Annotated in this window: 26 protein-coding genes; 7 read left to right on the forward strand and 19 right to left on the reverse strand. The window is 64.4% G+C overall.

Going from position 1 to position 25,891, the window contains the following annotated elements; translation table 11 throughout:
* The first annotated feature begins 185 nt into the window (after nt 1-185).
* The 5 genes from JY500_RS13625 (at nt 186) to JY500_RS13645 (ending at nt 5,493) form a co-directional block, all read left to right on the forward strand.
* Nucleotides 186-2,681 (forward strand): FAD-dependent oxidoreductase, encoded by a 2,496-nt coding sequence (locus tag JY500_RS13625; protein ID WP_206253178.1) that lies wholly within the window; start codon nt 186-188, stop codon nt 2,679-2,681.
* Between the two features lie 54 nt (nt 2,682-2,735).
* Nucleotides 2,736-3,260 (forward strand): sigma-70 family RNA polymerase sigma factor, encoded by a 525-nt coding sequence (locus JY500_RS13630; protein ID WP_206253179.1) that lies wholly within the window; start codon nt 2,736-2,738, stop codon nt 3,258-3,260.
* A gap of 80 nt (nt 3,261-3,340) precedes the next feature.
* Nucleotides 3,341-4,396, forward strand: a complete 1,056-nt coding sequence (locus JY500_RS13635) for a permease (RefSeq protein ID WP_206253181.1) — start codon at nt 3,341-3,343, stop codon at nt 4,394-4,396.
* A 15-nt stretch (nt 4,397-4,411) separates the two neighbouring features.
* The gene (locus JY500_RS13640) at nt 4,412-4,660 is read left to right on the forward strand and encodes a thioredoxin family protein (protein ID WP_172198598.1); all 249 of its coding nucleotides are present in this window, start codon (nt 4,412-4,414) and stop codon (nt 4,658-4,660) included.
* 56 nt (nt 4,661-4,716) lie between these two features.
* On the forward strand, nt 4,717-5,493 hold the full coding sequence (locus JY500_RS13645; RefSeq protein ID WP_206253182.1) for a ferredoxin--NADP reductase: 777 nt from the start codon (nt 4,717-4,719) through the stop codon (nt 5,491-5,493).
* Between the two features lie 64 nt (nt 5,494-5,557).
* On the opposite strand, the gene pstB is transcribed toward JY500_RS13645, so the two are convergent.
* The 4 genes from pstB to JY500_RS13665 form a co-directional block, all read right to left on the reverse strand.
* Nucleotides 5,558-6,340, reverse strand: a complete 783-nt coding sequence (pstB, locus tag JY500_RS13650; RefSeq protein ID WP_172198591.1) for a phosphate ABC transporter ATP-binding protein PstB — start codon at nt 6,338-6,340, stop codon at nt 5,558-5,560.
* 38 nt (nt 6,341-6,378) lie between these two features.
* The gene (gene pstA / locus JY500_RS13655; RefSeq protein WP_172198588.1) at nt 6,379-7,302 is read right to left on the reverse strand and encodes a phosphate ABC transporter permease PstA; all 924 of its coding nucleotides are present in this window, start codon (nt 7,300-7,302) and stop codon (nt 6,379-6,381) included.
* Nucleotides 7,303-7,315: 13 nt separating this feature from the next.
* A complete protein-coding gene (gene pstC, locus JY500_RS13660; protein ID WP_172200713.1) occupies nt 7,316-8,233 on the reverse strand; it encodes a phosphate ABC transporter permease subunit PstC in 918 nt (305 codons plus the stop codon).
* A gap of 107 nt (nt 8,234-8,340) precedes the next feature.
* A complete protein-coding gene (locus tag JY500_RS13665; protein WP_172200710.1) occupies nt 8,341-9,321 on the reverse strand; it encodes a PstS family phosphate ABC transporter substrate-binding protein in 981 nt (326 codons plus the stop codon).
* A gap of 247 nt (nt 9,322-9,568) precedes the next feature.
* On the opposite strand from JY500_RS13665, the gene JY500_RS13670 reads away from it, so the two are divergent.
* Nucleotides 9,569-10,519 carry a DUF808 domain-containing protein gene (locus JY500_RS13670; protein WP_206253184.1) on the forward strand — a complete coding sequence of 317 codons (951 nt, stop codon included), beginning with the start codon at nt 9,569-9,571 and terminating at the stop codon, nt 10,517-10,519.
* A 50-nt stretch (nt 10,520-10,569) separates the two neighbouring features.
* Here JY500_RS13670 and JY500_RS13675 read toward each other — a convergent pair whose 3' ends face one another.
* The 12 genes from JY500_RS13675 to parS all read right to left on the reverse strand — a co-directional run bounded on the left by JY500_RS13675 (nt 10,570) and on the right by parS (nt 23,123).
* Nucleotides 10,570-11,298, reverse strand: a complete 729-nt coding sequence (locus tag JY500_RS13675) for a DsbA family oxidoreductase (RefSeq protein WP_246479627.1) — start codon at nt 11,296-11,298, stop codon at nt 10,570-10,572.
* Between the two features lie 30 nt (nt 11,299-11,328).
* Complete coding sequence (locus tag JY500_RS13680) at nt 11,329-13,002, reverse strand: thiamine pyrophosphate-binding protein (RefSeq protein ID WP_206253185.1); 1,674 nt, start codon at nt 13,000-13,002, stop codon at nt 11,329-11,331.
* 156 nt (nt 13,003-13,158) lie between these two features.
* Entirely contained in the window at nt 13,159-14,481 is a 1,323-nt protein-coding gene (locus JY500_RS13685) for a magnesium and cobalt transport protein CorA (protein ID WP_206253187.1), read from the reverse strand.
* Between the two features lie 274 nt (nt 14,482-14,755).
* Nucleotides 14,756-15,871, reverse strand: a complete 1,116-nt coding sequence (locus JY500_RS13690) for a nickel/cobalt efflux transporter (RefSeq protein ID WP_206253189.1) — start codon at nt 15,869-15,871, stop codon at nt 14,756-14,758.
* A 9-nt stretch (nt 15,872-15,880) separates the two neighbouring features.
* Complete coding sequence (locus tag JY500_RS13695) at nt 15,881-16,150, reverse strand: metal-sensing transcriptional repressor (RefSeq protein ID WP_206253195.1); 270 nt, start codon at nt 16,148-16,150, stop codon at nt 15,881-15,883.
* A 208-nt stretch (nt 16,151-16,358) separates the two neighbouring features.
* Complete coding sequence (locus JY500_RS13700; protein ID WP_206253197.1) at nt 16,359-16,562, reverse strand: cysteine-rich CWC family protein; 204 nt, start codon at nt 16,560-16,562, stop codon at nt 16,359-16,361.
* A 72-nt stretch (nt 16,563-16,634) separates the two neighbouring features.
* Nucleotides 16,635-17,900: a TIGR03862 family flavoprotein gene (locus tag JY500_RS13705; protein WP_206253199.1), complete on the reverse strand. Its 1,266-nt coding sequence runs from the start codon at nt 17,898-17,900 to the stop codon at nt 16,635-16,637.
* Nucleotides 17,901-17,913: 13 nt separating this feature from the next.
* Nucleotides 17,914-19,215 carry a hemolysin family protein gene (locus JY500_RS13710; RefSeq protein WP_172198554.1) on the reverse strand — a complete coding sequence of 434 codons (1,302 nt, stop codon included), beginning with the start codon at nt 19,213-19,215 and terminating at the stop codon, nt 17,914-17,916.
* A gap of 96 nt (nt 19,216-19,311) precedes the next feature.
* The gene (locus JY500_RS13715) at nt 19,312-20,802 is read right to left on the reverse strand and encodes a PAS domain-containing sensor histidine kinase (protein WP_206253200.1); all 1,491 of its coding nucleotides are present in this window, start codon (nt 20,800-20,802) and stop codon (nt 19,312-19,314) included.
* A complete protein-coding gene (locus JY500_RS13720; protein ID WP_206253202.1) occupies nt 20,799-22,091 on the reverse strand; it encodes a cyclic di-GMP phosphodiesterase in 1,293 nt (430 codons plus the stop codon). Before JY500_RS13720 ends, JY500_RS13715 begins: the two co-directional genes overlap by 4 nt.
* 96 nt (nt 22,092-22,187) lie before the next feature.
* Nucleotides 22,188-22,667, reverse strand: a complete 480-nt coding sequence (locus JY500_RS13725; RefSeq protein ID WP_206253208.1) for an RES family NAD+ phosphorylase — start codon at nt 22,665-22,667, stop codon at nt 22,188-22,190.
* Nucleotides 22,668-22,670: 3 nt separating this feature from the next.
* Nucleotides 22,671-23,123, reverse strand: coding sequence for a type II RES/Xre toxin-antitoxin system antitoxin (gene parS / locus JY500_RS13730; RefSeq protein ID WP_206253209.1), 453 nt, complete (start codon nt 23,121-23,123; stop codon nt 22,671-22,673).
* Nucleotides 23,124-23,312: 189 nt separating this feature from the next.
* Between parS and JY500_RS13735 the strand changes: the two genes are divergently transcribed.
* Complete coding sequence (locus tag JY500_RS13735) at nt 23,313-23,864, forward strand: lipocalin family protein (protein ID WP_206253211.1); 552 nt, start codon at nt 23,313-23,315, stop codon at nt 23,862-23,864.
* 12 nt (nt 23,865-23,876) lie between these two features.
* On the opposite strand, the gene JY500_RS13740 is transcribed toward JY500_RS13735, so the two are convergent.
* The 3 genes from JY500_RS13740 to JY500_RS13750 all read right to left on the reverse strand — a co-directional run bounded on the left by JY500_RS13740 (nt 23,877) and on the right by JY500_RS13750 (nt 25,849).
* Nucleotides 23,877-24,692, reverse strand: coding sequence for a DODA-type extradiol aromatic ring-opening family dioxygenase (locus tag JY500_RS13740; RefSeq protein WP_206253212.1), 816 nt, complete (start codon nt 24,690-24,692; stop codon nt 23,877-23,879).
* A 58-nt stretch (nt 24,693-24,750) separates the two neighbouring features.
* Nucleotides 24,751-25,359: a glutathione transferase GstA gene (gene gstA / locus JY500_RS13745; RefSeq protein WP_206253214.1), complete on the reverse strand. Its 609-nt coding sequence runs from the start codon at nt 25,357-25,359 to the stop codon at nt 24,751-24,753.
* A 70-nt stretch (nt 25,360-25,429) separates the two neighbouring features.
* On the reverse strand, nt 25,430-25,849 hold the full coding sequence (locus JY500_RS13750) for a DoxX family protein (RefSeq protein WP_206253216.1): 420 nt from the start codon (nt 25,847-25,849) through the stop codon (nt 25,430-25,432).
* Between the last annotated feature and the right edge of the window lie 42 nt (nt 25,850-25,891).

Here is a 25,891-nt window from a genome sequence, read left to right on the forward strand (position 1 = left end):
CTGGAATCGACTGACTTGACGATTTTTGCGGTCACGACGGCTGCCGATGTTGACATAGCCCAATAGCTATAAAGCTTTCTGGAAATTCTATGATCCGCGTGGTGTGCGGCCCACACCGTTCGATTTAGAATTCAATTAATCGCTTTTTGGCTATATAGCGCTTGTTGATTTTTGGAGATCCCCTCATGAAGTTCGTCATTGTCGGAGGCGTCGCTGGTGGCGCCACCGCAGCCGCCCGCATTCGCCGCAACGACGAGTCCGCCCTGATCGTGATGGTCGAGCGCGGCCCTTACATCAGCTTCGCCAATTGTGGCCTGCCGTATCACCTCTCCGGCGCGATTGCCGAGCGCGAACATCTGCTGGTCACCAGTGAAGAGGCGTTCGAGGCGCGCTATCGCGTCGACGTCCGCAGTCGCACCGAGGCAATCGCGATCGACCGTGCGGCGAAGACCGTGCGCCTGCGCAATCTCGCCACCGGCGAGGAGTACGACGAGCCCTACGACCGCCTGTTGCTCTCGCCCGGCGCCGAGCCGGTGCGGCCGAAGCTGCCGGGCATCGAGTCGAAGCGGGTGTTCGGCCTGCGCAACATCCCGGATCTCGACCGCATCATGGAACACCTCAAGACCGAGCAGCCGCGCCGCGCAGTAGTGATCGGCGGCGGCTTCATCGGCATCGAGGTCGCGGAGAACTTCCATGAACGCGGACTCTTCACCACGCTCGTCGAGGGCGCGGACCAGATCCTCGCGCCGCTCGATTACGAAATGGCCGCGATCGTGCATGCCCACATGCGCGACAAGAATGTCGAGCTCTACCTCGCCGACAAGATCGAACGCTTCGAGGACAAGACGGACCACACCGTCGTCTACCTGCAAAGCGGCAAGCGCCTGCAGGCCGATGTGGTGGTGCTGGCGATCGGCGTGCGGCCGGAAACCACGCTGGCACGTGCAGCGGGGCTCGCGATCGGCGCCACCGGCGGCATCAAGGTCAACGAATACCTGCAGACCTCCGACGAGGCGATCTACGCCGTTGGCGATGCGATCGAAGTGACGCAGACGCTCAACGGGCGTGAAGCGCTGATCCCGCTCGCCGGCCCGGCCAACCGCCAGGGCCGCATGGCGGCGGACAACATGGTGCATGGCAACCAACGCGCCTACCGCGGCACGCTGGGCACGGCGATCCTCAAGGCGTTCGACCTCGCAGCCGCCTCCACTGGCCTCAACGAGAAGCAGCTGATCGCCGCCGGCGCCGACTACCGCACCAGCATCACCCACGGCGGTTCTCACGCCAGCTACTACCCCGGCGCCAAGCAGATCAGCCTGAAGCTACTCTATGCACCGGACGGCAAGATCCTCGGCGCGCAGGCGGTGGGCGCGGATGGTGCGGACAAGCGCATCGACGTGATCGCCACCGCCATCCATGCCGGCATGACGGTGGAAGACCTGACCGAGCTGGAACTCGCCTACGCGCCGCCCTTCGGCTCGGCCAAGGATCCGGTGAACATCGCCGGCTACGTCGCTGCCAACGTACTCAACGGCTCGCATGAGCTGCTCGACTGGCGCACGCTGCAGGGCATAGACCCGACCACCGTGCAGCTGATCGACGTGCGCACCGCCGAGGAGTTCGAGCTCGGCACGATCCGTGCCGCGCGCCACATCGACGTGAACACCCTGCGCGAGCATCTGGCGGATCTCGATCCAGCCAAACCGACCATCGTGTTCTGCCAGATCGGCCTGCGCGGCTACCTCGCCTACCGCATCCTCAAGCAGGCAGGCTTCGCCGACGTGCGTAACCTGTCCGGCGGCTACAAGACCTACGCCTGGGCGATCGACAAGCAATCGAACCCGGACATCTTCGACTACGAAGACATCAAGCGCCGCGACCCGGACGAGATTGAAGCCGAGCGCGGTGGCCGCTGCGCAATCGTCGCCAACGCCGGCAACCGCCACACGCTCAACGCGGTCGGCCTGCAGTGCCCCGGCCCGATCATGAAGACCTACCGCGCGGCCGGCGCGATGAACGAGGGCGAGCTGCTCGAGGTCACGGCCTCCGACCCCGCCTTCGGCCGCGACATCCGCGCCTGGGCGAAGAAGACCGGCAACGACGTGCTCTCGGTCGAGACCGAGAAGGGCCTCGTGACGGTGCTGATCCGCAAAGGCAAGTCTGCCCCCGCCCTGCCCGCCACCAGCGCCGCCCAACTGCTACCGGCGCGCGACAAGACCACCTTGGTCGTCTTCAGCGGCGATCTCGACAAGGTCATGGCCAGCCTCATCATCGCCAACGGGGCGCTCGCGATGGGCAAGCCGGTCTCGGTGTTCTTCACCTTCTGGGGGCTCAACGTGCTGCGTCGCGCCGATGCGCCAGCGGTACCCAAGGGTTTCATGGACAAGATGTTCGGCGCGATGATGCCGGCCGGCACCGACCGCCTGAACTCGATCTCGACGATGAACTTCGCCGGCATGGGCGCGAAGCTGATCCGCACCGTGATGCGTCAGAAGGGCGTGGAAACGCCTACCGCACTGCTCAAAGGCCTGGTCGACGGCGGGGCCCAGCTGATCGCCTGCAATATGTCGATGGACGTCATGGGCATCCGCCAGGAAGAGCTGATCGACGGCGTCGAGCTGGGCGGCGTCGCGGCCTTCCTCGGTGAAGCAGCAGAGTCCGGTACGACCTTGTTCATCTGAGTCTGGCGCATACTCATCGAACGCGGCCGCGCGCCGCGTTCGAACCGACAGCCCATGCAAACGCTTACCGAACTCTGGCACGCACACGAGCGCGAACTGCGCGGCTGGTTGCTGCACCACAGCGGCGACCCGGCGCTCGCCGACGATCTGCTGCAGGACGTGTTCCTGCGAGCGATGCGACATCGCGGAGAGATCGAAACGCTGCGCAACGGGCGCGCATGGCTGTTCGAAGTCACGCGCAACCGGCTGACGGACCACTTCCGCCGCGCTCACGCCGCGCTTCCACTGCCTGAGGATCTGCCGGCGTCGGACGCGGCACCTGCGCCGGTGGATAGCCTCGCACGCTGCCTGCCGCGCGTACTGGCGGAACTCAGCGCAGACGACCGCGACGCCATCGAGCGTTGCGATCTGGCCGGCGTGTCGCAACAGGCGTATGCAGACGAGTTGGGCATTTCGCTCGCCGCCGCCAAGTCGCGCGTGCAGCGTGCTCGCAAGCGCCTGCGAGCGCGGCTCGCCACCGCCTGCCAGGTGCGTTTCGACGAGGCCGGGCGGGTCTGCTGCTTCGTGCCGCGCGACTGAGGTCGCCAGGCTGCATCCTTTTCCGCGTTGATGCGTCTTCCGGGTAAGCGGACCGTTCCGCGCGGTTTCCGGAGTCGCACATGTCGGTGTCTGCCCCCTCTCCTCTGCGCCACGATCGTCGGCTGCTGCGCTGGCTCGTCGCGCTCGCCGTGCTCGCACCACTCTGGTGGCTGGCCTACGGGCGGCTCACTGACTTCGCGGATGCCGCCCTTTCGCTGATCGGCCAGAGCCGGAGCAACGCGCTCGGCGAGGCATTGCACTTCTTCCTGTACGACACGCCCAAGGTCTTGCTGCTGCTGACAGGCATCGTGTTCGTGATGGGCGTGGTGCAAACCTTCTTCGCTCCGGAACGCACGCGCGCCCTGTTGTCCGGGCGCCGCGAAGGGGTCGGCAACGTGCTGGCCGCGACACTCGGCATCGTCACACCGTTTTGCTCCTGCTCCGCAGTGCCGCTCTTCATCGGCTTCCTGTCGGCCGGCATCCCGCTCGGCGTCACCTTCTCGTTCCTGGTTTCGGCGCCCATGGTCAACGAAGTCGCGCTGGTGCTGCTGTTCGGCATGTTCGGCTGGAAGGTGGCGGCGCTCTACCTCGTGCTGGGGCTCGCCGTCGCCATTGGCGCGGGCCTGGTGATCGGGCGCCTGCGCATGGAGGCGCATCTCGAGGATTGGGTGCGCCCGATCATTGAAGGCGGCGCCATCAATACACCGGACGCAAACCCCGCCTGGGCCGAGCGCCTCGACGCGGGGCGAACCCATGTTCGGGAAATCGTCGGCAAGGTCTGGCCCTATGTAGTCGCCGGCATTGCGCTCGGCGCGGGCATCCACGGCTATGTGCCGGAAGACTTCATGGCCGGCATCATGGGCCGCGACGCGTGGTGGTCGGTACCGGTCGCAGTCGCGCTGGGCGTGCCGATGTACACCAACGCGGCCGGCATCATCCCGATCGTGGAAGCCCTGATCGGCAAGGGCGCGGCGCTGGGCACCGTGCTGGCGTTCATGATGAGCGTGATCGCGCTGTCCGCCCCCGAGATGATCATCCTGCGCAAGGTACTCAAGCCCCGGCTGATTGCCACCTTCGTAGGCGTTGTCGCTGCCGGCATCCTGCTGGTCGGCTACGTTTTCAACCTCGTACTCTGAATCCGGAGGGAACTCATGAAACAGGTCAAGGTGCTTGGTAGCGGCTGCGCCAACTGCCGCAATACGGTGCAGATCGTCGAATCAGTCGCACAGCAGCGCGGCGTGGAAATCGCGCTGGAGAAGGTCGAAGACATGCAGAAGATCATGGCTTACGGGGTCATGCGGACGCCCGCCGTGGTGATCGACGGCAAGGTCGTACACGCTGGCGGCGTGCCGGCCCCGGCAACGGTAGCTCAATGGTTCGAGAGCCCGGCAGGCGGCTGAAGCGCGGCTGGAACCTTTTCCGAGTATTTTAATCAACTATTCGGGAGGTTCAAGCCATGGCTTCTGACAACAGCCGTTTCACCCGCGAGACGATTACCCATCTACGCGATTGGAGTGCCCGCCAACGCAGCTTGCGCATCACGCGCCCACGCGGCTACCGCTTCACGCCGGGGCAATTTGCACGCGTCGGCATCCAGCGCGCCGATGGCGGCTTTGTGTGGCGCGCGCTATCGATGTGCTCAGCGGCGTGGGACGACGAGCTTGAGTTCCTCGTCGTCCACATCGCGAACGGCCCGTTCTCGAACGAACTCTGGCCGCTCACACCGGGCAGCAGCTTGTTGCTCGACGCGACCCCGCAGGGTTTTCTGACGATCGACCGCTTCGCGGACGGCAGCGACCTGTGGTTGCTCTCAACCGGCACCGGCCTCGCCCCCTTCGTCTCGATCCTTCGCGACCCCACGACATGGCAACGCTTCGATCACATCGTCGCGGTGCACTGCGTGCGCGAATCGTCCGAACTGGCCTACCGTGATGCGTTGGAGCCCGCGGCCGATCACCCGCTGTTTGAGGATCGCCGCGCCCGCTTCACCTACGTGCCAGTCGTCACCCAAGAGGCCGGCTACATGGGCCTGCGCGAACGCATTCCGGCGCTGCTCGCATCGGGTGCGCTCGAATCGGCCGCGGGCCTGGCGCTTACGCCAGAGCTCTCACGTTTCATGGTCTGCGGCGGCCCGGCGATGGTCGAAGGCACGCACCGACAACTGATGCGGATGGGCTACCGACTCAGCCGCCTGCGTGCGCCCGCGCATATCGCGTTGGAGAACGGCTGGTAGCCGCTGCCCCATAAAAAAAGCGCGACCAAACGGTCGCGCTTTTCGATGCGGCGAGCCACTCTGCTCAGCCGAAACGCCCGGTGATGTAGTCCTCGGTGGCCTTCTTCTTCGGGCGCATGAAGACATCGTCGGTCACGCCGTACTCGATCAACTCACCGAGGTACATGTAGGCGGTGTAGTCCGACACACGGGCGGCCTGCTGCATGTTGTGCGTGACGATCAGGATCGTCACGCGCTCGCGCAGCTCGGTCACCAGTTCTTCGATGTTCGCGGTAGCGATCGGATCGAGCGCCGAGGTCGGCTCATCAAACAACAGCAGTTCGGGGTCGGTCGCAAGACAGCGCGCAATGCAGAGGCGCTGCTGCTGGCCGCCGGACAGTGCGGTCGCCGGCGCATGCAGGCGATCCTTGACCTCGTTCCACAACGAGGCGCCGCGAAGTGCGTTCTCGACCTTGTCGTCGAGCACGCTGCGGCTGCTCTCGCCGCGCACCTTCAGGCCGTAGGCGACGTTCTCGTAGATCGACTTCGGGAACGGGTTCGGCTTCTGGAACACCATGCCAATGCGCATCCGCACCTCGATCGGGTCGACCTTCGGGTCGAGGATGTTGGTGTTGTCCGGGTGCAGCACGATCGACCCCTGATAGCGGTTACCCGGGTAGAGATCATGCATGCGGTTGAAAGACCGCAGCAGCGTCGATTTGCCACAGCCGGAAGGCCCGATCAGCGCGGTGACGCGCTTTTCCACCACCGGCAGGTTGATCGACTTCAGCGCGTGGAACGCACCGTAGTAGAAGTTGAAATCGCGGGTTTCAGCCTTGGTCGGCAGCGTCTGGTTGGTCGTCGTCATGAAAGTATCTTTGTTCGTTCGCGATATCGGTTTGCGGCTTACCAGGAGATCGACTTGCGCAGGCGGTAGCGCAGCCAGATCGCAACGCCGTTCATCATCAGCGTCATGAATACGAGGATCAGGCCGGCGGCCGCAGCGTTCTGCTGGAACGCCTCTTCCGGACGCGAAGTCCAGTTGAACATCTGGATCGGCATCACCGTGAAGCCGGACCACAGCCAGTCAAAGCTGACGAAGGGCGCAGTCGTTGAGATCGGCATCGGCGGCAGGAAGGCGATGAAAGTCAGCGCACCAATCGTGATGATCGGCGCGGTTTCGCCGATCGCGCGGGACATGCCGATGATGACGCCCGTCATGATGCCCGGCGTCGAGTACGGCACCAGATGATCACGCACCACCTGCCAGCGCGTGGCACCTACGCCGTAGGCGCCTTCGCGGATATGGATCGGGATCGAGCGCAGCGCTTCACGCGTCGCCACGATCACGACCGGCAGGATCAACAGACCCAGCGTCAGGCCCGCCGAGAGGATCGACTGGCCGAAGCCGAAGGCATACACGAACACGCCCAGCGCCAGCAGGCCATACACGATCGACGGCACACCGGCGAGGTTCGAAACGTTGATCTCGATGATGTCGGTGATCAGGTTCTTCGGCGCGTACTCCTCAAGGTACACCCCGGCGGCCACGCCCAGCGGCACGGCCGACACCGCCGTCACCAGCATCACCAGCAGCGAACCCACCCAGGCGGAGAGGATGCCCGCGTTGGCGGCGCGGCGCGACGGGAAGTTCATGAAGAAGTCCGGATTCAGGCGCTCCCAGCCGTTGTAGGCCATCTGCGCAAACAGCGTGACGAAGGCCATCACACCGATCAGCAGTGCGACAAATCCAGCCACCGCGAAGATGATGTCCAGCCGGCGGTTTGATCGAATGGTGCCGCGGATCGCGGCGAGTTCTTTTTGATTCATGGTCGGATCCGGATCAATAGGCTTCGCGGTAGCGGCGGCGGATGACGTGGCCGAGAATGTTGAAGAACAAGGTCATCAGCATCAGGCTCAGGCCGGCAGCGAAGATCGACTGATAGCCAACGGAGCCGTGCGGCAGATCACCCATTGCAACCTGCACGATGTAGGCCGAGATCGTCTGCGCGGGCTCGGCCGGGTTCATGGTGAAGTTCGGCTGCATACCCGCTGCAACCGCGACGATCATCGTCTCGCCGACCGCGCGCGAAATACCCAGGATGTAGGCCGACAGCACGCCGGAGATCGCCGCCGGCAGCACCACGCGCACGGCGGTCTGGAAGCGGGTGCTGCCCATCGCATAGGCGCCTTCGCGCAGGCTCATCGGCACCGCGCGCATCGCGTCTTCGGAGAGCGAGCTGATGTAGGGCACGATCGCCACGCCCATCACCAGACCAGCCGCGAGCATCGAAAAGCCCGGCAGCGACGGGAAGAAGTACTGCAGCACCGGCGACACGACCGTCAGCGCAAAGTAGCCATAGACGATCGTCGGCACGCCGCCGAGCAATTCGAGGAAGGGCTTGACCACCTCGCGCACACGCGGCGAGGCAAATTCGGAAAGATAGATCGCGATGATCGTGCCGAGCGGAATCGCAACGCTGAGCGCCACCAGCGAGGTGGTCAGCGTGCCCATCAGCAGCGGCAGAATGCCGTAGCGGGGCTCGGAGAACAGCGGGGTCCACATGGTGTCGGTCAGGAAGGTCCAGATCGGCACATGTTCGAAGAAGTGGTAGGACTCCGACACCAGCACCCAGATGATGCCCAGCGTCGTCAGCACGGAAATCGATGCAGCGGCAAACATGACCGCCTCGATCGCGCGTTCCTTGATGTTACGGACCACTTTCCGGGAAAGTCGGTCACTGACTGTGGTCACTTCCATTGATTCAATGCCCTGCGACAAGGTGTGGGATGCGCTCACCAGCGGCCTCCGCGAAATGAAAACAGCCCGGGCAGAGGAACTGCCCGGGCAGATTGATCCGGGCAGGATCAGAGCTTGGCTTCGCGCGACATCAGTTCTTCGATCGTCGCACCCACATCAGCCTCGCCACCGAACACGGTGCCCAGCTTCTTCTTCGCGATGTGCTCGAGGTTCGCAGTGTAAGCCTTGGCCGGCAGCGGTACGTACTTCACTTCCGAGGTCAGCGCGGCGGCGTTCTTCATGTAGAACTCGACGAACTGGCGCACTTCCGCCTTCTCGAGCGACTTCTCATTCACGTAGATGAAGATCGGGCGCGACAGCGGGCTGTACGAACCATCGATCACGGTCTGCTCGGACGGCAGCACCGCCTTGCCCTTCGGATTGACGATCGCGACCGCCTTGAGCTTGTTCTTGTTTTCGAAGTAGTAGGCGTAGCCGAAGTAGCCGATCGCACCAGCGTCACGCGAAACACCCTGCACCAGCACGTTGTCATCTTCCGACGCGGTGTAGTCGCCACGCGAGGCCTTGGACTTGCCGTTCACCGCCTCGGTGAAGTAGTCGAAGGTGCCCGAATCCGAACCCGGCCCGAACAGCTTCAGGTTGGCATCGCCGAACGACGCGTCGATCTGGTTCCACTTCGTGACCTTGCCCTGGGCAGCCGGTTCCCACATCGCCTTGAGTTGGGCAACCGTCAGCTGGGTAATCTTGCTCTTCGGGTTGACCACCACGGTCAGTGCATCAAACGCGATCGGCAGCTCGAAATACTTGATGCCGGCCTTCGCGCAATCTTCCATTTCCTTCTTCAGGATCGGGCGCGACGCGTCGGAGATGTCGGTCTCGCCGCGGCAGAACTTCTTGAAGCCGCCGCCGGTGCCGGAAATGCCGACGGTGACCTTGACTGCACCCTTGGTGGACTTCTGGAAGTCTTCCGCGACGGCTTCGGTGATCGGATACACGGTGCTCGAACCGTCGATCTTCACGATCGCTTCGGCATGGGCAGCGGAGGCGAACAGGGCAAAGCTGGCAGCGGCAAGGACAGTCTTGTTCATCGAACGCATGGAGTTCTCCAGAGGGGTTACATCAGTATCCGGGGACCGTTTTGCGGGTTTCCGGACTCAACGCCGTGCAGGATGCGACACGAATGTGACAGCAATATGAAACGTCACATTTCTGTGGCGGGTCGGCGCCCGCGTCGCCCTCGCCGGGTCCGTTCAGACAAGCCCCGGTGCGCAAAGCACTGCAGCACGCGACGTTTTCTGGTTTCATTGCTGCCCACACCAACAGCAGGATCAACCGATGGCCGGCGCCAGCCTCCTCACCCTTCTTGACGACATCGCGTCGGTACTCGACGACGTAGCCCTGATGACCAAGGTTGCCGCGCGCAAGACGGCCGGCGTGCTGGGCGACGATCTGGCGCTGAACGCCGAGCAGGTCTCCGGCGTGCGGGCCGAGCGCGAATTGCCGGTCGTCTGGGCGGTTGCCAAGGGTTCGCTGCGCAACAAACTGATCCTCGTACCGGCCGCACTCGCCTTGTCAGCCCTGCTTCCGGTTGCGATCACGCCGCTGCTGATGATCGGCGGTGCCTACCTGTGCTTCGAGGGCTTCGAAAAGCTCGCGCACAAGTTCATGCACGGATCCGGCGACGACGCGGCGGCACACGCGGCAGAGGCCGCAGCGCTGAGCGACACCGAGGTCGACATCGTTGCCTTCGAGAAAGACAAGATCGCGGGCGCCGTGCGCACCGATTTCATCCTGTCGGCGGAGATCATCGTGATCGCGCTCGGCACGGTGCAGGACGCTGCATTCGGCTCGCAGGTGGCGGTCGTGTCGGGGATCGCACTGATCATGACCGCCGGCGTGTATGGCCTGGTGGCCGGCATCGTGAAGCTCGATGACGCCGGCTTCTACCTGCTGCGCAAAACCGCCTCCAACGGTTGGGCAGCGTTGCAGCGCGGCATCGGCCGCGTTCTCGTGAACGCAGCGCCCTACCTGATGAAGGCCTTGGCGGTGATTGGCACGGCTGCCATGTTCCTCGTCGGCGGCGGCATCCTGCTGCACGGTTTGCCACAAGCTCATCACTGGCTCGAAGCCGCCGCAAACGCCGTCGCATCGACACCGTTGATCGGCGGCCTGCTCGCCGCACTGACACCAACGGTGCTCAACGCCTTGGCGGGCGTCATCGCCGGCGGCGTGGTTCTGGCACTGGTCAGTCTGGTCGGCGGCGTCGCGGCGCGGCTACGCAGCTAGGCGGACTCGGGTCGCAGCGGGCGGTCGCCGCTGCGACCGCCCCTGCCAGTTCAAGCCTGCCCGACGATCTGCCGCAGCGCTTGGGCGAATACTTCGGGCGGTTGCCCACCCTGGATCAGATGCCTGTCGTTGATGATCACGGCAGGCACCGAGTTGATCCCGGCATTGAGGTAGCGCGCCTCCGCGGTGCGTACATCGGCCGCGAACTCGTCCGAGGCCAGAATCGCACTGGCCCTTGCCTCGTCCAGCCCCACCTCACGCACAGCCGCCAGCAGGACCTCGTGGGAGGACGGATTCTGGCCTTCCGTGAAATAGCGCCGGAACAGCGCCTCCTTCAGCGCCAGCTGCCGATCTTCCTGTTCAGCCCAATGCAGCAGTCGGTGTGCGTCGAAGGTGTTGTAGATGCCAGCACGCTTCCCGACCGCAAAATCAAAACCCAACTGCGCGCCGCGTTCGCGAATTGTCTCTTGGATACGCGCGAGCTGTTCGTCGGTTGATCCGTACTTCCTGCGCAGATGCGCGCGGATCTCCTCACCCTCGGGCGCCATGTCGGGGTTGAGCTCAAAGGGCTGGAAATGCAGCGACGCTGCTACCTCGCCGCCCAGTTCCGACAGCGCCTTCTTCAGCGAATAGAGTCCGATCGCGCACCAGGGGCAGGAAACGTCGGAAACAAAATCAATCTTCAATCTGGTCGGCATGGTTGTGGGCCTTGGAGGTATCTGGCGGTGAGAGCTGAAAACAAGGTCGAGGGTTCCCGACGATCGAGCCGCCGGCGACACCGTTAGCGCCTGCGTCCCAACCCCGGCACCCTAGCGCCGCTTCGACTGCCCCTTGATCTGCGTGATGGTTGCCGAGGGGGTGATCACCTCAGGGTTGGTGCGTAGCTCGATCAGCGCCGGGCCGCCAGCGGACAGCGCCCGCTCGAACGCCGGCGCGAACTCATCAGTGCGCGTCACGACTTCGCCAAGGGCGCCATAGGCGCGCGCCAGCGCAGCAAAGTCGGGGTTGGCCAATTCGGTGCCGGAGATGCGATCCGGGAACTCACGCTCCTGATGCATCCGGATCGTGCCGTACATGCTGTTGTTCACCACGACGAACACCACCGCCGCGCCGTACTTCACTGCGGTGGCGAACTCCTGCCCGTTCATCATGAAGCAGCCATCGCCGGAGAAGGACACGACGATCCGCGCCGGCTGCGCGATCTTGGCCGCCACCGCAGATGGCACGCCATAACCCATCGAGCCATTGGTCGGTGCCAGCTGCGTGCCGAACCGGCGATAGCGATAGAAGCGATGCAGCCAGATCGCGTAGTTGCCGGCGCCGTTGGTGAGGATCGCGTCGGCCGGCAGACGCTCGCGAAGCCAGCGCATCACCTCGCCCATCTGCAGTTCGCCCGGCGTGGCGGGTGGCTCGGTCCAGGCGAGGTAGTCGCCGCGCGCCGTCTCGGCACTACCGACCCAGTTCAGGCTTGCAGGCGGTACAAGCTCACTCGCCGCAGCGGCAAATTCAGGATAGCCGGCATTGATCGGCAGATCGGCCGCATACACCCGGCCCAACTCGTCGATGCCCGCATGCACGTGCACCAAAGCCTGCTTCGGGCGCGGGATGTCGAACAAGGCGTAGCCGCTGGTGGTGGATTCGCCCAGGCGCGGGCCCACCGCGAGCACCAGATCCGCCTCGCGCACGCGTGCGGCGAGCTTGGGATTGATGCCCAGCCCAACATCGCCGGCGTAGAGCGGATGCGTGTTGTCGAACGAATCCTGGTAGCGGAAGGCGCAGGCCACCGGCAGCTGCCAAGCCTCGGCAAAGCGGCGTATATCGGCGCAGGCGGCATCATTCCAACCGCGCCCGCCGAGGATCATCAGCGGCCGCTGGGCGGCCGCAAGCCGGCTGCGCAACTCGGCCATGTCGGCCAGCGCGGGCGACGGCATCACGCGGCGGAAGGGCTGCGGCTGCGCTACCGTGCAAGGCTCGTGCTGCATGTCTTCCGGCAGCGCCAGCACGACCGGGCCGGGGCGGCCCGAGGTGGCGATATGGAAGGCGCGCGAGACGAACTCGGGGATGCGCGAAGCGTCGTCGATCTGCGCCACCCACTTCGCCATCTGGCCGTACATGCGGCGGTAGTCGATCTCTTGGAAGGCCTCGCGTTCCAGCATGCCCCGCCCGACCTGACCGATGAACAGGATCATCGGCGCCGAATCCTGAAACGCGGTATGCACGCCCACTGCCGCATTGGTCGCACCTGGTCCGCGGGTCACGAAGCAGATGCCGGGTTTGCCGGTGAGCTTGCCGTAGGCGTCCGCCATGTAAGCGGCGCCCCCCTCCTGCCGACACACGACCAGTTTCAATCGGTCACGCACGTCGTACAGCGCATCAAGCACCGCGAGGTAGCTTTCGCCTGGCACGCAGTAAGCAGTGTCAGCACCGTGAGTCAGCAGGGCATCGACCAGCGCGCGGGCGCCGGTGGGGTGGGCTTGGGTCATGAACGCTCCGTCAGTGGCGCAGTAGTGGCGCAAGGTGCGCGCAGTCTGTGCGCTTGGCGGAGCGGTGGCAGTCCGTAAAGTGACGAGAGATTGCGTTCAGGCGTCGCGGCGCTTGGCCGACGCACACCCCCGGAGCGGACTCGCGGCCCCGGGTGCCTAGGAGATTGCCGCGGCCTTCGACTTCAACGCTTGTCGTGCCCTGCGGACCTCTGTATACCGCAGCGCGACGTAGGTGCCCCAGCCGATCAGCCCCATGCCGACGACGAAGGCACCAAACGAGATCGGCCAGGGGATGCCCGCCGTCATCATCGAGAATTCCGACATCCCGCCGATACCGGCCAGGATGTTGATCGGCATGAAGACCACGCCGAATACAGTCAGCTGGGATACACGACGGTTCTGGTTGATGTTGATGAAACCGATCGTGGCGTCCATTAGGAAGTTGATCTTGTCGAACAGGAATGCGGTGTGACTGTTGAGTGATTCAATGTCGCGCAGGATCTGTTTCGCGTCTTCGATTTCCGCAGGTGACAGCATCTTGCAACGCATCATGAACGAGAGCGCGCGCTGGGTATCGAGAATGTTGCTGCGAATGCGCCCGTTGAGGTCTTCCTCCTCGGCAATATCGGCCAGGATGCCGGCGGCTTCCTCATCGCTGATCGTCTCGCTCAACACCTGGCGGCCCACCTTGCCGAGCGTGTTGTAAACACCTTCCAGCGCATCGGCCGAGTACTCGACGTCGGCACCGTACAGATCGAGCAGCACATCCTTGCAGTCCGACACATAACCTTGCTGCATCCGCGCCCTGCGCCGCTGCAGGCGGAACACCGGTAGCTCTTCGTTGCGCACGGAGAACAGGATGTCGCCGTGCAGCACAAAAGCCACCGGCACGCTGCGCGAATTGCCTTCGCGATCAAGCAGGAAGTTCGAGTGCAGGTGGATTTCACCCGCCTCTTCAACATGGAAGCGCGAACTGACTTCCAGGTCGGTGGTGTCGCCGGAATCTGGCAGTACCAAGCCGAAGTGGGCGCCTACATAAGCACGCTCGGCATCGCTGGCATGGAAAAGATCAATCCAGATCGGGCGAATACCTTCCAGATCCGCGCGGCATGTAATCGCCCGCTGGCGCAGGCGGCCGTCGATCAGCTCGAAAGCGTTGATCTGACTCTCGGCAACCTCGACTGCGCGAACGAGGCTGAGGTGGTCTTTCAGTTCCTCCGAAATCTCCCACAGCACTTCGCCGCGGCGCTCATCCGGCAACTGTTGCCACAGGAATGCCGCATCATCGAATCGCACCGATTCGAGCACCACCCCGATGTCGGCGGCGGGAGTGCTCTCAAGGAGTTGCAGCACTTCATTGAGATGCTTGCGGTGGACGATCGCCTCAACGAGGGCTTGCCGCGCCATCGGCTGACTATGCACCAACCCCTCGACGAGCTTGTGTTTGTTGAGCAAGGTGGTGATATGTGCGAGGGACATTGCTACGTATCCGGGAAGGTCTTCAGCGCCTCTCGGCGCTGGTGTCGCGGGTGTCGTCGGGCGTCGTAGGGGGCATGTCTCGGGCGAGTTCGCTGGTCGGCCCATGGACCCTACAGAGCGAAGCAGCCAGACACCAAGCCCGTGTGACGCTGCGCCCGAAAGCCATACTCTGACCGGAAACGCCGCGGGCAGAAGTCCATCAAATCAAAGACCGGTCAGAATTTCGCCTGGCCCGCCGGTCGGTCGCTCAACGTGTTGGCGGCAGCACAACGGCCTAGTGCATCAGACCCGTCACACCATGCACCCCCAGGTAGAGGCCAACCAGCAGGATCAGCGCGCCTGAAATGTACGGCGCCTTGCGCGCGAACTCGCCGAAGCCGCTCCAGCGTGTCGCGACATGCTTGACGCTCAGCGCCGCCAGCACGCCTGAGGTCACCATGGTCAGCGCAAGCCCGACGCTGAAACAGAGCACCAGCGTGGCTCCCAGCGCGATTTCCTTGAGCTGCAGACATAGCAGCAGCACCGTGATCGAGGCCGGACAGGGAATCAGCCCGCCGGTCAGGCCAAACACGATGATCTGGGCGGTCGTCACTTCACGGTTTGCAAAGCGTCGGCGGATGTCGTTGGCGTGGGCGAGTTCGTGCGGGTCCTGGTAACCGGGCGCGGCCAGATCGAGCCCCTCGTAATCGGCCACGGCATGGTGATGATGATCATGCTCGACGAACTCGACGTCGAAGACATGCTGGTGCCCAGCATGACCCAGACTCAGGCGCGCGACGAACTCATGCGGTTCCGGAATCGCCTGATCGGACTCGACGAAGCCCTCGCGCTGAACGAACGCAAAGCGCTGGCGGCTTCCGTCGGCACGCTCGGTCTCGACGACCACCTCGTCAGCCGCCCAACTGCGGCCGCCTTCGGCATACATCCTGAAGACGGGCGGCACGCCCTCCTCGAACACCTCGAGGCGCACGACACCGTGCCCGGTATCGATGCGCTTCTCGGCGTCGTGATGATGATCATGCTCATGGCCGTGATCCGAACCGGGGCGGTGACGCCACGTTCGCCACAGCATCCACACCGCCACGGCAATGATCAGCGCCGCCGAAGCCACCTGCAGATACGGCTCGCTCGTCTCGGCGCTCCACTGCTGGCCGAAATACAGGCCGCCCAGGGCAATTGCCCACACCACCGCGGTGTGCGACAGCGTGGCAGCAAGGCCCAGCAACACCGCCTGCGTGAGCGTGCCACGCACGGCGATGATGAACGCCGCCATCATCGTCTTCGAATGGCCCGGTTCCAGACCGTGCAAGGCCCCCAGGAGGATCGCGCTGGGGATGAACAGCCAAGCGTTGGCCGCGCCCTGTTGCAGCAGGGTCGAAAAATCAGTCATGGGGACGTCTCAGAGGTACTTCGTGATGGCCTTGAACTCGCGGATCGTCTCGTCCGCGCTCTGCCGGCCATCGCGGACCGCATGTTCAAGGCAATGGTCGATGTGGTCGTGCACCAGGGTCTTCTTCGCGCTCGCCACCGCGCTTTCGACGGCCTGCAACTGCTGGGCAATCTCAAGGCAGCCACGCCCCTGCTCAAGCATCGTGACGATGCTTCTGAGATGGCCCTCGGCGCGGCGAAGACGCTTGATGATGTCGGGGTGTGAAGCGTGGGTACTCATGGGCGGCACTCCTATCCTGGGGGATAGGATAACCCAGTCATCACAACCTGCCGGGTTATGTGGCGAAATGAGTGCAAACCGCTACCGGCGAGCAGCCGCGAGGCGCGCGCGATGCAGCGGCCGTTGGCAGCGCTATTTCAGTCATCCGGATCAGCCGGCGCAGCGCCCATGCACGCGCGTCCAGGCCTCGTCCGCCGATCAGCCCAGCTTAGTCCTCGGCACTCAGGACGCTGGCGCAACGCGGACACAGGCAGGCCTTGTTGCGAAGCTCGGCGGGAACCCGCGCCAGGGCGTCGGGGCTGATGATGGTCTTGGTGCACCAGCATTCGACGTCGAGCCGCCCGGCCTGCGCGGGTGCACACGAATTGGCACCGCCGCAAAGCGGGCACACCGTGTTAGGAAGGGCTTTCATGGCAACCTTTACTGAAGAGACCACGGCCGGCGGCGCTGCAGGTTCTTGCCTTGGCACGCGATCGACTCAAACTCAACTCGCTGTATCAGCGACCGCTTGCAGCCCGAGCCAGGCCAGCACGCCACGCGCCGCTGCCCGCCCGGTTGCAAAACAACCGGTCAGCAGATAACCCCCGGTCGGCGCCTCCCAGTCGAGCATTTCTCCCGCGCAGAACACACCAGGCAACGCCTCAAGCATCAGCCCGCGGGTCATCGCCTCGAAACGCACGCCGCCGGCACTGCTGATCGTTTCGTCAATCGGGCGCGGTGCTAGCAGCCGAACCGGTAGCGCCTTGATCGCCGCGGCAAGCGCATCAGCGTCGTCGTAGGTATCACGCGACGTGCATTCGCGCAGCAAGCCGCCCTTCACGCCAGCGATGCCGACACGGCTTTGCAGGTGGCTTGCCATCGAGCGCGAACCGCGCGGATGGGCCACCTCTGCCCTCACCCGCTCCAGTGTTTTGCCCGGCGCAAGATCGAGGTGCAACGTGGCACTGCCAAGCTGGGCAATCGCGTCCCGCAAGGGCGCCGAGAGTGCGTAGATCAAGCTGCCTTCAAGCCCGGTGGCACTGACGACGAACTCACCCTGGCGCTGCCATTCGCGCCCTGACACATCGCGAAAATGCGCCACCACCGCCTTCACCGGTTCCCCGGCAAAACGCTCACGAAAATGCTCGCTCCAGCCCGCCTCGAAACCGCAATTGGCTGGCACCAGCGACGCTACATCCACGCCCCGAGCCCGCAGCCACGGCACCCAGGCGCCATCGGAACCGAGCCGGGCCCAACTGCCGCCGCCAAGCGCAAGCACCACGGCGTCCGCTCGCAGGCTGGTATCGCCCTCGGGTGTCGAAAGACTCAGGGCACCGTCGGCCCCCCAGCCGGTCCAGCGGTGCCTCACATGGATACGCACACCCTGCTCGCGCAGGCGGTGAAGCCAGGCGCGCAGCAGCGGCGCGGCTTTCATGTCGGTCGGAAACACGCGGCCAGAGCTACCGACAAAAGTATCGACACCGAGCTGGTGGATCCACGCACGCAATGCCTCGGGCGCGAACGCGTCGATGATCGGTGTCATCACGTCACGGCGGGCCCCGTAGCGGCCGAGGAAGGGCTCGCGCGGCTCGGAATGCGTGATGTTCATGCCGCCCTTGCCGGCCATCAGGAATTTGCGCCCGACCGAGGGCATGGCCTCGAAGAGATCGACCGCCACATCGGCTTGTGACAGCACCTCCGCCGCCATCAGGCCAGCCGGGCCGCCGCCGATGATGGCGACGCGCGGGCGCCTGCCCGCAGCTTCAGTCATCGCGCTGCACCACTCAGCCGTCGGCTTCTTCGCCGAGTCCGAGCCGGCTGGCGAGGATCTTGTCGATGCGTTTGCCATCCATATCGACAACCTCGAAGCGCCAGCCACCCCATTCGATCGCGTCCGCAGTGTGCGGCAAGCGACCCAGCAGCAGCATCACCATGCCAGACAGGGTGTGGTAGCGCCCCTTGTCTTCCTCCGGCACTTCCTTGAGTTCGAGGCGATCCTTCAGTTCAGGCACCGGGATCAGTCCATCGAGCAGCCAGCTGCCGTCATCGCGCTGCACCGCCCAGGCGTCATCCACATCGCGCGGCTTGAATTCACCGGTCACCGCTTCAAGCAAATCCTGCAGCGTGACGATGCCCTGCACTTCGCCGTATTCGTCGATCAGGAAGACCATCTGCGTGGCCGAGGCCTTGAAGTGCTCCAGCAGCTCCATGCCGGTGAGCGTCTCCGGCACGAAGACGCAGGGCTGCAAATGTTTCTCGAAATCGGGCTTCTCGCCGCGCAGCGTCTGCCCGAGGATCTGCTTCGCGTGCACCACGCCAACCAAGTGATCGAGGCCGCCACGGCAGACCGGGAACCGCGTGTATTCGGAACCCGCCACATGGTGCAGGTTCTGTTCCAGCGGTTGCTCCAGGTCGATGTACACGATGTCGGCGCGCGGCACCATCAGCGAGCCGATCTCGCGCTCGTCGAGCCGGAACACGTTGCGCACCATTTCGTGCTCGCGCGATTCAATGACACCCGACTCGGAGCCTTCCTCGAGCATCAGGTGGATCTCTTCTTCGGTCAGCGCCGGCCCGCCGTTACGGTCGATGCCGAACAGCCGCAGCAGGGCGTCGGTCGAAAACGTCAGCAAGCGGACAAAGGGGCGCGTGATCAGCGCCAAGCCTTCCATCGGGCGGGCGACGATTCGGGCGATGAGTTCCGGGTTGCTCTGGCCGATGCGCTTGGGCACCAGCTCGCCCACCACGATGGAGATGTAGGTCACGACCAGCACCACCAGCGCGGTCGAGCCGATTTCGGCGATGCGGTCCTGCAAGCCGAAGGTTTCCAGCCACTTGGCGAGTGGCGCGGCAAACACCGACTCACCGACGATACCGTTGAGGATACCGATCGAGGTGATACCGATCTGGATCGTGGAGAGGAAGCGCGTCGGCTCCTCGCCCAATCTCACCGCCGCTTCTGCATTCGCGTCGCCGTCGGAAGCCAGCTTGGCAAGGCGCGCCTTGCGGGCGGTGACCAGCGCGATTTCGGACATCGCGAACAGGCCGTTGATGACGATCAGGCCAATCAGCAGGAAGAATTCCATCGAGTGGTGACAACTCCAAAGCGGCGTCTACCGCAGCCGCGAAGCCTGCATTTTAGCCGGGCCGGCGCCAACGCGCTCCGTTTAGGGTGCCGATGCCTAATCGTCGAGGGTTTCGTAGCGCTCCATGGTGATCGGCAGGGTCAGGGAAAAGACGCTGCCCTCGCCGGGAACGCTACTGACGCTGATGTCGCCGCCCATCAAGTTTGCGAGCTTGCGCGAGTGCGCAAGGCCAAGGCCGGTACCCTCCACCTCGCTGCGACTCGCCCCCACGCGAGTGAAGGGTTCAAAGATGCGAACCAGATCGCCGGCTTCGATGCCAATGCCGGTGTCGGCGAAATTGAGTTTGAGCTGCTGCCCGTCAAGCTCGGCACTGACCTTCAGCGCCCCGCCCTGCCGGTTGTATTTGCAGCCGTTCGAAATCAGGTTGATCACGATCTGGCGCGTGCGACGTCGGTCGGCGCAAGCGATGGCGTCGGCCGCTACGGCGTGCGACAGCGTCACGCCGTAGCGCGACGCGACCGGCGCGGTCATCGTGAAGCACTCGTCGAGCAAGGCCTCCATCGCCAGATTCTCCGGATGCAGATCGACACGCCCCGCCTCTACCTGCGCCAGATCCAGCACGTCGCCAATCAGCTCCAGCAGATGCTGACCGGCGGTGTAGATGTGCTCTGCGAACTCGGCCTCGGCCGGTGGCAAGTCGGCCCGCAGTAGATCGGCGAAGCCGAGGATCGCGTTGAGCGGCGTCTTCAGCTCATGGTTCATCGACGCGATGAAGGCCGACTTGGCCTGGTTGGCGCGATCAGCCGCTTCACGTGCCGCGACCAGCGCGGCTTCGTAGCGCTTGCTATCGGTTACATCCGAAAACGTGAAGAGGCGCCCGACCGGACGCTTGCGCAGCCATTGCGGGCGCGCCGCACATTCGATGTAGCGCCCGTCGGCGAGCACCAGGGTGATCACGCTGTCGGCCTGCGGATCGTCCGCAACCGCCGCGAGCAGCGCACGCCAGGGCACCGGGTCGGCCAACAAGTCCCGTACCGCAGCCATCACGGCGGGGCCGTCCAGCTCGCGCCCGGCGATACCGAACATGTGCGCGAAACGGCGGTTGAAATTGCGCAAGGTGCCGGAGAGATCGGTCACCAACACACCATCGGCAATCGATTCCAGCGTCGCGGCCAGCAACGATGCCAGCTCGGCCGTCTCGTCCGCCCGTGCCACATCGGCCGTGACATCGGTGAGGTTCAGCGCGATCAGGGGCGAGGTCGGGTCGCCGAGCACACGGATCTGTTTCTCGACGTGGACCGTGCTGCCGTTGGCATGGCGGTAGGCGCCCGGCACGCGGTCTGCGTCGCGCGCCTGACCAGAGGCCACCTCCTCCCAGAAGAACATGTCCTCAAGGCTTGCTTCAAAGTCGCTGATCGAGCGGCCGCGCAGGGCTTCGGCGTCGATACCCAACAAACGACCAGCGGCAGTATTGGCGAACACGACGCAGCGCGTAGCGGCCGACACCAGCAGCATCGCAGTGCTGCCGCCCTGGGCCAGGCATTGCAGGATCAACGAGTCCGCCGGGAGTTGGCTTGTGTCGTTCATGCGCTGGGCGCCCCGCCAGGTTCGGCGTCGAAGTAGTAGGTGACGCGACGGCGCGGCGAGAGGTATTCGAAGATCGGGCGCGGCAACTGCTGCGGCTTGAGCGTGCGCGCCACGGTGACGTCGGCCTCCTGCTCCAGGTCGACAAGGATTGCCTCTTCTTTCGGCACGGCGGGGTCATACACCAACAAGGTGGGCTTGAGCGGCCGGGTGCTATTCACCGACACGACGATGCCAATTGTCTCGTTCGACAGTACAACGATCGAACCCGGCGGATACACGCCCATGCAACGGATGAACACCGACAAGGCATTGGCATCGAAGTGCGCACGCTGCTGCGCGTACATCACCGAGAGCGCCTCATGCGGCGTCATCGCCTTGGCGGGATTCGGCGGGTTGCAGAGGTTGTCGTAGGCGTTGACGATCGTGACGATGCGCGCCAGCAGCGAGATCTGATTGCCCTGCAACCCGCGCGGATAGCCGCTTCCGTCTGCGTGCTCATGGTGCTGGGCAACGATCGCCATGACCTCACCGCTGAGTTCGAGCTTCTTGCCGATCTCCAGCCCGTAGATCACATGCTGCTGCATCAGCTGTTGCTCGGCGTGCGTCAGTGGATCGGTCTTGCGCACCACCTTGTCCGGGATCTCGACCTTGCCAATATCGTGAAACAGGGCACCAACGCCCAGCGACTTGATCGCTTCGGCCGGCGCCTTGAGTTCCTTCGCCAGCATCATGGCAAGTACCGCCACGTTGAGCGAATGGAAGTACACATCCTCGTTGCCGGCCTTGTCGTTCATCAGCGTGATCGCGACATCGGCATCGGTCAGCATCGAGTCGACCATCGTTTCGGCCAGGCCGCGAGCGGCCTCGTACGATTCCTTCGGGCGCGCGAACAGGTTCTGCGTAATCGCCTTGATCGCCTTGGTCGCGCTCTGGAACTCACGCTCGCAAGCGTTTACCCGCGTGCGCTGCTCAGTCAGCCGTTGTATGCGCTCACGCTTGGCCTTGTAGGCCGGGTCATCCTCTTTCGACAGCGCGGGCGGCGGCGGGGGCGAAATCTCGCCGGTTGGCTGCGCAAGCGGTTCCGATTCGCTCTTTGAGGGCGAGTAACGGATGCGCTCGAGCCCGAGCGACTGCAGGGTCGCAATCTGGTCGAGGCTCTTGATCTTGAAGCTCGAGAACGTGAACGGGTGATCCATCCACGACAGGTCGAGGTGGATGTGCAGCCCGATGCACAGTTGCTGCGGGGTGATGAAGTGATCCTTCGAGTGGTCGTCGCGGTCCACCGCCATCGTCCGTTGTCCGGGTTACAGGGGTACGGAGGTACTAACGGCAGCGCGTGGGCAAAGCTAAAGGCCCCTGAAGGCCCACTTGGGCCCGATCGGTTGTCAGCGGGTGCCGCGCTGCCGCCGGATGAGTCGCAGATCGGTGATGAATTCGAGCGGTGCCCCAACCTGGATCTGGTTGAACGCCGGATGCTGCGGATTGAGCAGGTAGTTGGTCTCGGAAGGGATCACTGCACTCGGCACTGCGAGCACCGCGCTCCGGCGGCTACGGGCCCACTCCGTGCCGATCTGCTGCAAGTGCTCGCGCGCGCTCATCTCGCGCCAGCCTTCGGGCAGGCTGTTGGCCGCCAGGTGTTCGATCGACAGGTCAGCGGAAATGAACGCCGGGATCATCACGTAGCGCGCACGCAGCGGGTCGTCCTGCACCAGCAGTTCGAGCATCGCGAGCGACTGCGTGGCCGCGGTGTAGACCATCGGCACATGTTTGCGATTCCAGCGCCCGCCGTACAGGCGGGCGCCTTCACCGCTGAACGCGCTGTCGGCAAATCGGGCGGTGACGAGCCGCCAGACCGTGAGGGTCATCGATCAGGCAAACACGCCGTGTTCGATCCGCCCCAGCGTATCCAGCACGCTCTCGGCGCCGATATCGGTATCCAGCAGCGACATCGGCGTAGCGCCGCACAGCGCGGCGTTGGGCGACTTGAGCCAATCGAGTGCGACATCGAGGTCTTCAAACACCTCCTCTGCGCGCTCCACCACCCGCGCCAGCCGCACCACCTTAGCCGACTCTTCGCTGTTGAGCAGGCCTTCACGCTTGCGCCGCGCCAGCGTGCGCTCGGGAATGCCCAGCGAGCCAGCGAGCTCCGCCTGGGTCATCTGGATCATGCGGGCAAGCGACTCCACCGCCTGCGCAGGTATCCCGTGGCGAATCAGGCTCACCCATTCGAGCGGCGTGCGCGGCACGCTCTGCAACACACGGTGCCCGCCAAGCAGGCCTTGTATCGACAGATCTTCTCGCTGCAACGCGGCTGAACTCATGCTGCACCACCTTTCGCCATATGGCACTCAATATAGTCAAATATGGCATTCACAGCAAGGCAGGCTGGCCGCGGGGGGCTCCGATCGGCCTGCGCGGCAGGCGGAGCGCCACGCAGAGCGCGGAACGTTCTCCGGCGAAGCTGATCGAATCGGCGCATCCTTCACCTAGGCCCAAACTGCGAGTCCACCATGTTCAGCCTGCGTCGCATTGCGCTCCGTCGCATCTTCCTGCCCCTTGCCGCCCTGGTACTCGCTGGCTGCGCCACCGCGCCGCCCGAAGGCATTACGTCGGTCACACCCTTTGATGCTGCCCGCTACACCGGCAAGTGGTACGAGATCGCACGGCTGGACCACAGCTTCGAACGCGGCCTGAGCGACGTCAGCGCACGCTACCGCCAGCAGGCCGACGGCAGCATCGAGGTCATCAACCGGGGATTCGATGCGCAGAAAAACGACTGGCGCGAAGCGGTCGGCCGCGCACTGTTCATCGGCGACACCAACCGGGCCTCGCTGAAGGTTTCATTCTTCGGCCCCTTCTACGGTGGCTACCACGTCGTGCGGCTTGATCCGGATTACCGTTGGGCGATGGTGGTCGGCCCGAGCCGCGACTACCTGTGGATCCTGGCGCGCGACAAACAGCTCGCGCCGGAAGTCCGCGACCAACTGATCCGCGATGCCCAAGTACTCGGCTTGCCGACCGACAAGCTCGTCTGGGTGACGCACAGCCGCAGCGACGGCTGAAGGCAACGCCGTTCAGGCCGCAGCGGGCGTCCAGCGCCAGCTGTCCATCGCCAGCGCGGGGCCATCGAACACCGAGAGAAAACGCTCCACGCCGACCCCGTCGCCCGCTGCACCGAGCGCGACGAACAGGGGCAGGAAGTGCTCCGGGCTCGGGTGGGCACGTAGTGCATCCGGCGCACGTTGCGTCCAGTCGAGCAGATCGTCGATGCGGCGCGCTTCGATCGCAGCCGCGACCCAATCGTCAAACGCTTTTACGTAAGGCATCGGCTCAACCGACTGGCCCAGCAGATCCGGCCGCCGGAAGGCGTCGCGCAGATTGTGCGTGGTGTGGCCGGAGGCAACGATCAGCACATCGTCCGCTACCAGCGGCGCCAGCGCCTTGCCCACCGCATAGTGGTGGCGGGCGCACAACTCCGGCTGCACCGACAACTGAATCACCGGCACATCGGCCTTCGGAAACATGTGCAGCAGCGGCACCCAGGCACCGTGATCCAGACCACGCGCGCCATCAATGCCGGCAGTAAGGCCAGCGTCGCGCAGCAGCCCACGCGCCTGCTCGGCCAAAGCCGGCGCGCCCGGGGCCGGGTAGCGCAAGCGATACAGCGCATCCGGGAAACCGCCGAAGTCGTGGATCGTTGCAGGCGCCTCGGCGCCGGTCAGCATCGGGATACCGGTGTTCCAGTGCGCCGACACCGCGATGATCGCGCGCGGCCGCGGCAAGGATGCACCGAGCTTCGCCCAGGCCCTGGCCGCGTCGCTGTCGAGCATTGCGTGCAGCGGAGAACCATGCGAGAGAAACAGGACGGACTGGGCAGCAGCGGTGTTCATGATCAATTCCCGAATGAGGTGACGCGGGTCGGCACGACCCGCGTCACGATGGCAAGGCTTACTTCAGCAGACCTTCGGCACGCAGCGCCGCCTGAACTGCCGGGCGCGCCGCAACGCGGGCGTGGAAAGCGGCCAGCACCGGCCACTGGGCGAGGTCGATACCGACCCACTGGCTCCAGTTGATGACGGTGAAGAGGTAGCCGTCGGCCACGGTGAACTGGCTGCCGGTGAGGTAATCCTTGCCCTGAAGCTGGCTCACCACATATTCGAAGCGCTTGGCGAGCAAGGCCTTGGCGGCATCCTTGGTCTCGGCCGGTGCCGTCGGGTTGAACAGTGCGCCAAAGGTCTTGTGCAGTTCGGAGTTGATGAAGGTCAGCCACTCCTGCAGGCGATAGCGCGCCATCGTGCCATTCGCCGGCGCAAGGCCGCTTTCCGGCTTCTGGTCGGCGATGTACTGCACGATCGCCGGGCCTTCGGTGAGGACTTCGCCGCTGTCGAGTTGCACGGTCGGCACATAGCCCTTCGGATTGATTGCGGTGAAGTCGCCGCCGTCGGCCATCTGCTTGGTCTTCAGATCCACTTTCACGAGTTCAACCGGCAGGCCGGCTTCGAGCAGCGCGATGTGCGGCGAAAGCGAGCAGGCGCCGGGCGAGAAGAACAGTTTCATTTTGGTTTCTCCGTTGGGTTGAGGGTTGAGCTGTAGCGCCGGGCAACCCATGGTCGCCCGGGGGTGTGAATCAGGCAAAGGCAGGCACCGCGACGGGCTTGCGACCATCCACCGCGAACGCGCCAGCACCGAGCAAGCCCTGCACGATGGTTGCCACGGTCAGGAACACCGGATATTCCCAGCCGCCGTTAGGCGCAGAAAAGACCCATCCGTTCCCGAGATGCGCCCAGCTTGCGCCAAGCAGCACCGGCGTGAGCAGCGCGGCAACCAGGCGGGTGCGCCAGCCGAGCAGTAGCGCGATACCCCCCAGCAACTCGGCCGCAAACACCGGGTAGGCCAGCATGCCGGGCAAACCGAGCGATGCAAAGAATGCGGCCGTACCCGGCAAGGTGAAGACAAGCAACTTCAAAAGTGCGTGGGCAACGAACATCAAGCCAAGGCTGATGCGCAAGACGAAGGTGCCGATCTGGGCGGTTTGTGCGTGTTCCATGTTTGCTCTCCTCTGTGGGGTTCGCGAAGTGCGATGGAGCGC

Origin of the sequence: Niveibacterium microcysteis, assembly GCF_017161445.1 — a bacterium.
Classification (GTDB): Bacteria; Pseudomonadota; Gammaproteobacteria; order Burkholderiales; family Rhodocyclaceae; genus Niveibacterium; species Niveibacterium microcysteis.

Excerpts from the sequence above, each read along its gene's own strand:
- JY500_RS13705 (WP_206253199.1), bottom strand. The coding sequence starts at position 17,900 with ATGACTGAAGCTGCGGGCAGGCGCCCGCGCGTCGCCATCATCGGCGGC.
- JY500_RS13740 (WP_206253212.1), bottom strand. The coding sequence starts at position 24,692 with ATGAACACCGCTGCTGCCCAGTCCGTCCTGTTTCTCTCGCATGGTTCT.
- pstA (WP_172198588.1), bottom strand. The coding sequence starts at position 7,302 with ATGAATCAAAAAGAACTCGCCGCGATCCGCGGCACCATTCGATCAAAC.
- JY500_RS13735 (WP_206253211.1), top strand. The coding sequence starts at position 23,313 with ATGTTCAGCCTGCGTCGCATTGCGCTCCGTCGCATCTTCCTGCCCCTT.
- JY500_RS13645 (WP_206253182.1), top strand. The coding sequence starts at position 4,717 with ATGGCTTCTGACAACAGCCGTTTCACCCGCGAGACGATTACCCATCTA.
- pstB (WP_172198591.1), bottom strand. The coding sequence starts at position 6,340 with ATGACGACGACCAACCAGACGCTGCCGACCAAGGCTGAAACCCGCGAT.
- JY500_RS13720 (WP_206253202.1), bottom strand. The coding sequence starts at position 22,091 with ATGGCGGTGGACCGCGACGACCACTCGAAGGATCACTTCATCACCCCG.
- pstC (WP_172200713.1), bottom strand. The coding sequence starts at position 8,233 with ATGGAAGTGACCACAGTCAGTGACCGACTTTCCCGGAAAGTGGTCCGT.
- JY500_RS13665 (WP_172200710.1), bottom strand. The coding sequence starts at position 9,321 with ATGAACAAGACTGTCCTTGCCGCTGCCAGCTTTGCCCTGTTCGCCTCC.
- gstA (WP_206253214.1), bottom strand. The coding sequence starts at position 25,359 with ATGAAACTGTTCTTCTCGCCCGGCGCCTGCTCGCTTTCGCCGCACATC.
- JY500_RS13710 (WP_172198554.1), bottom strand. The coding sequence starts at position 19,215 with ATGGAATTCTTCCTGCTGATTGGCCTGATCGTCATCAACGGCCTGTTC.
- JY500_RS13715 (WP_206253200.1), bottom strand. The coding sequence starts at position 20,802 with ATGAACGACACAAGCCAACTCCCGGCGGACTCGTTGATCCTGCAATGC.
- JY500_RS13630 (WP_206253179.1), top strand. The coding sequence starts at position 2,736 with ATGCAAACGCTTACCGAACTCTGGCACGCACACGAGCGCGAACTGCGC.
- JY500_RS13680 (WP_206253185.1), bottom strand. The coding sequence starts at position 13,002 with ATGACCCAAGCCCACCCCACCGGCGCCCGCGCGCTGGTCGATGCCCTG.
- JY500_RS13750 (WP_206253216.1), bottom strand. The coding sequence starts at position 25,849 with ATGGAACACGCACAAACCGCCCAGATCGGCACCTTCGTCTTGCGCATC.
- JY500_RS13635 (WP_206253181.1), top strand. The coding sequence starts at position 3,341 with ATGTCGGTGTCTGCCCCCTCTCCTCTGCGCCACGATCGTCGGCTGCTG.
- JY500_RS13695 (WP_206253195.1), bottom strand. The coding sequence starts at position 16,150 with ATGAGTACCCACGCTTCACACCCCGACATCATCAAGCGTCTTCGCCGC.
- JY500_RS13725 (WP_206253208.1), bottom strand. The coding sequence starts at position 22,667 with ATGACCCTCACGGTCTGGCGGCTCGTCACCGCCCGATTTGCCGACAGC.
- JY500_RS13640 (WP_172198598.1), top strand. The coding sequence starts at position 4,412 with ATGAAACAGGTCAAGGTGCTTGGTAGCGGCTGCGCCAACTGCCGCAAT.
- parS (WP_206253209.1), bottom strand. The coding sequence starts at position 23,123 with ATGAGTTCAGCCGCGTTGCAGCGAGAAGATCTGTCGATACAAGGCCTG.
- JY500_RS13670 (WP_206253184.1), top strand. The coding sequence starts at position 9,569 with ATGGCCGGCGCCAGCCTCCTCACCCTTCTTGACGACATCGCGTCGGTA.
- JY500_RS13685 (WP_206253187.1), bottom strand. The coding sequence starts at position 14,481 with ATGTCCCTCGCACATATCACCACCTTGCTCAACAAACACAAGCTCGTC.
- JY500_RS13690 (WP_206253189.1), bottom strand. The coding sequence starts at position 15,871 with ATGACTGATTTTTCGACCCTGCTGCAACAGGGCGCGGCCAACGCTTGG.
- JY500_RS13700 (WP_206253197.1), bottom strand. The coding sequence starts at position 16,562 with ATGAAAGCCCTTCCTAACACGGTGTGCCCGCTTTGCGGCGGTGCCAAT.
- JY500_RS13625 (WP_206253178.1), top strand. The coding sequence starts at position 186 with ATGAAGTTCGTCATTGTCGGAGGCGTCGCTGGTGGCGCCACCGCAGCC.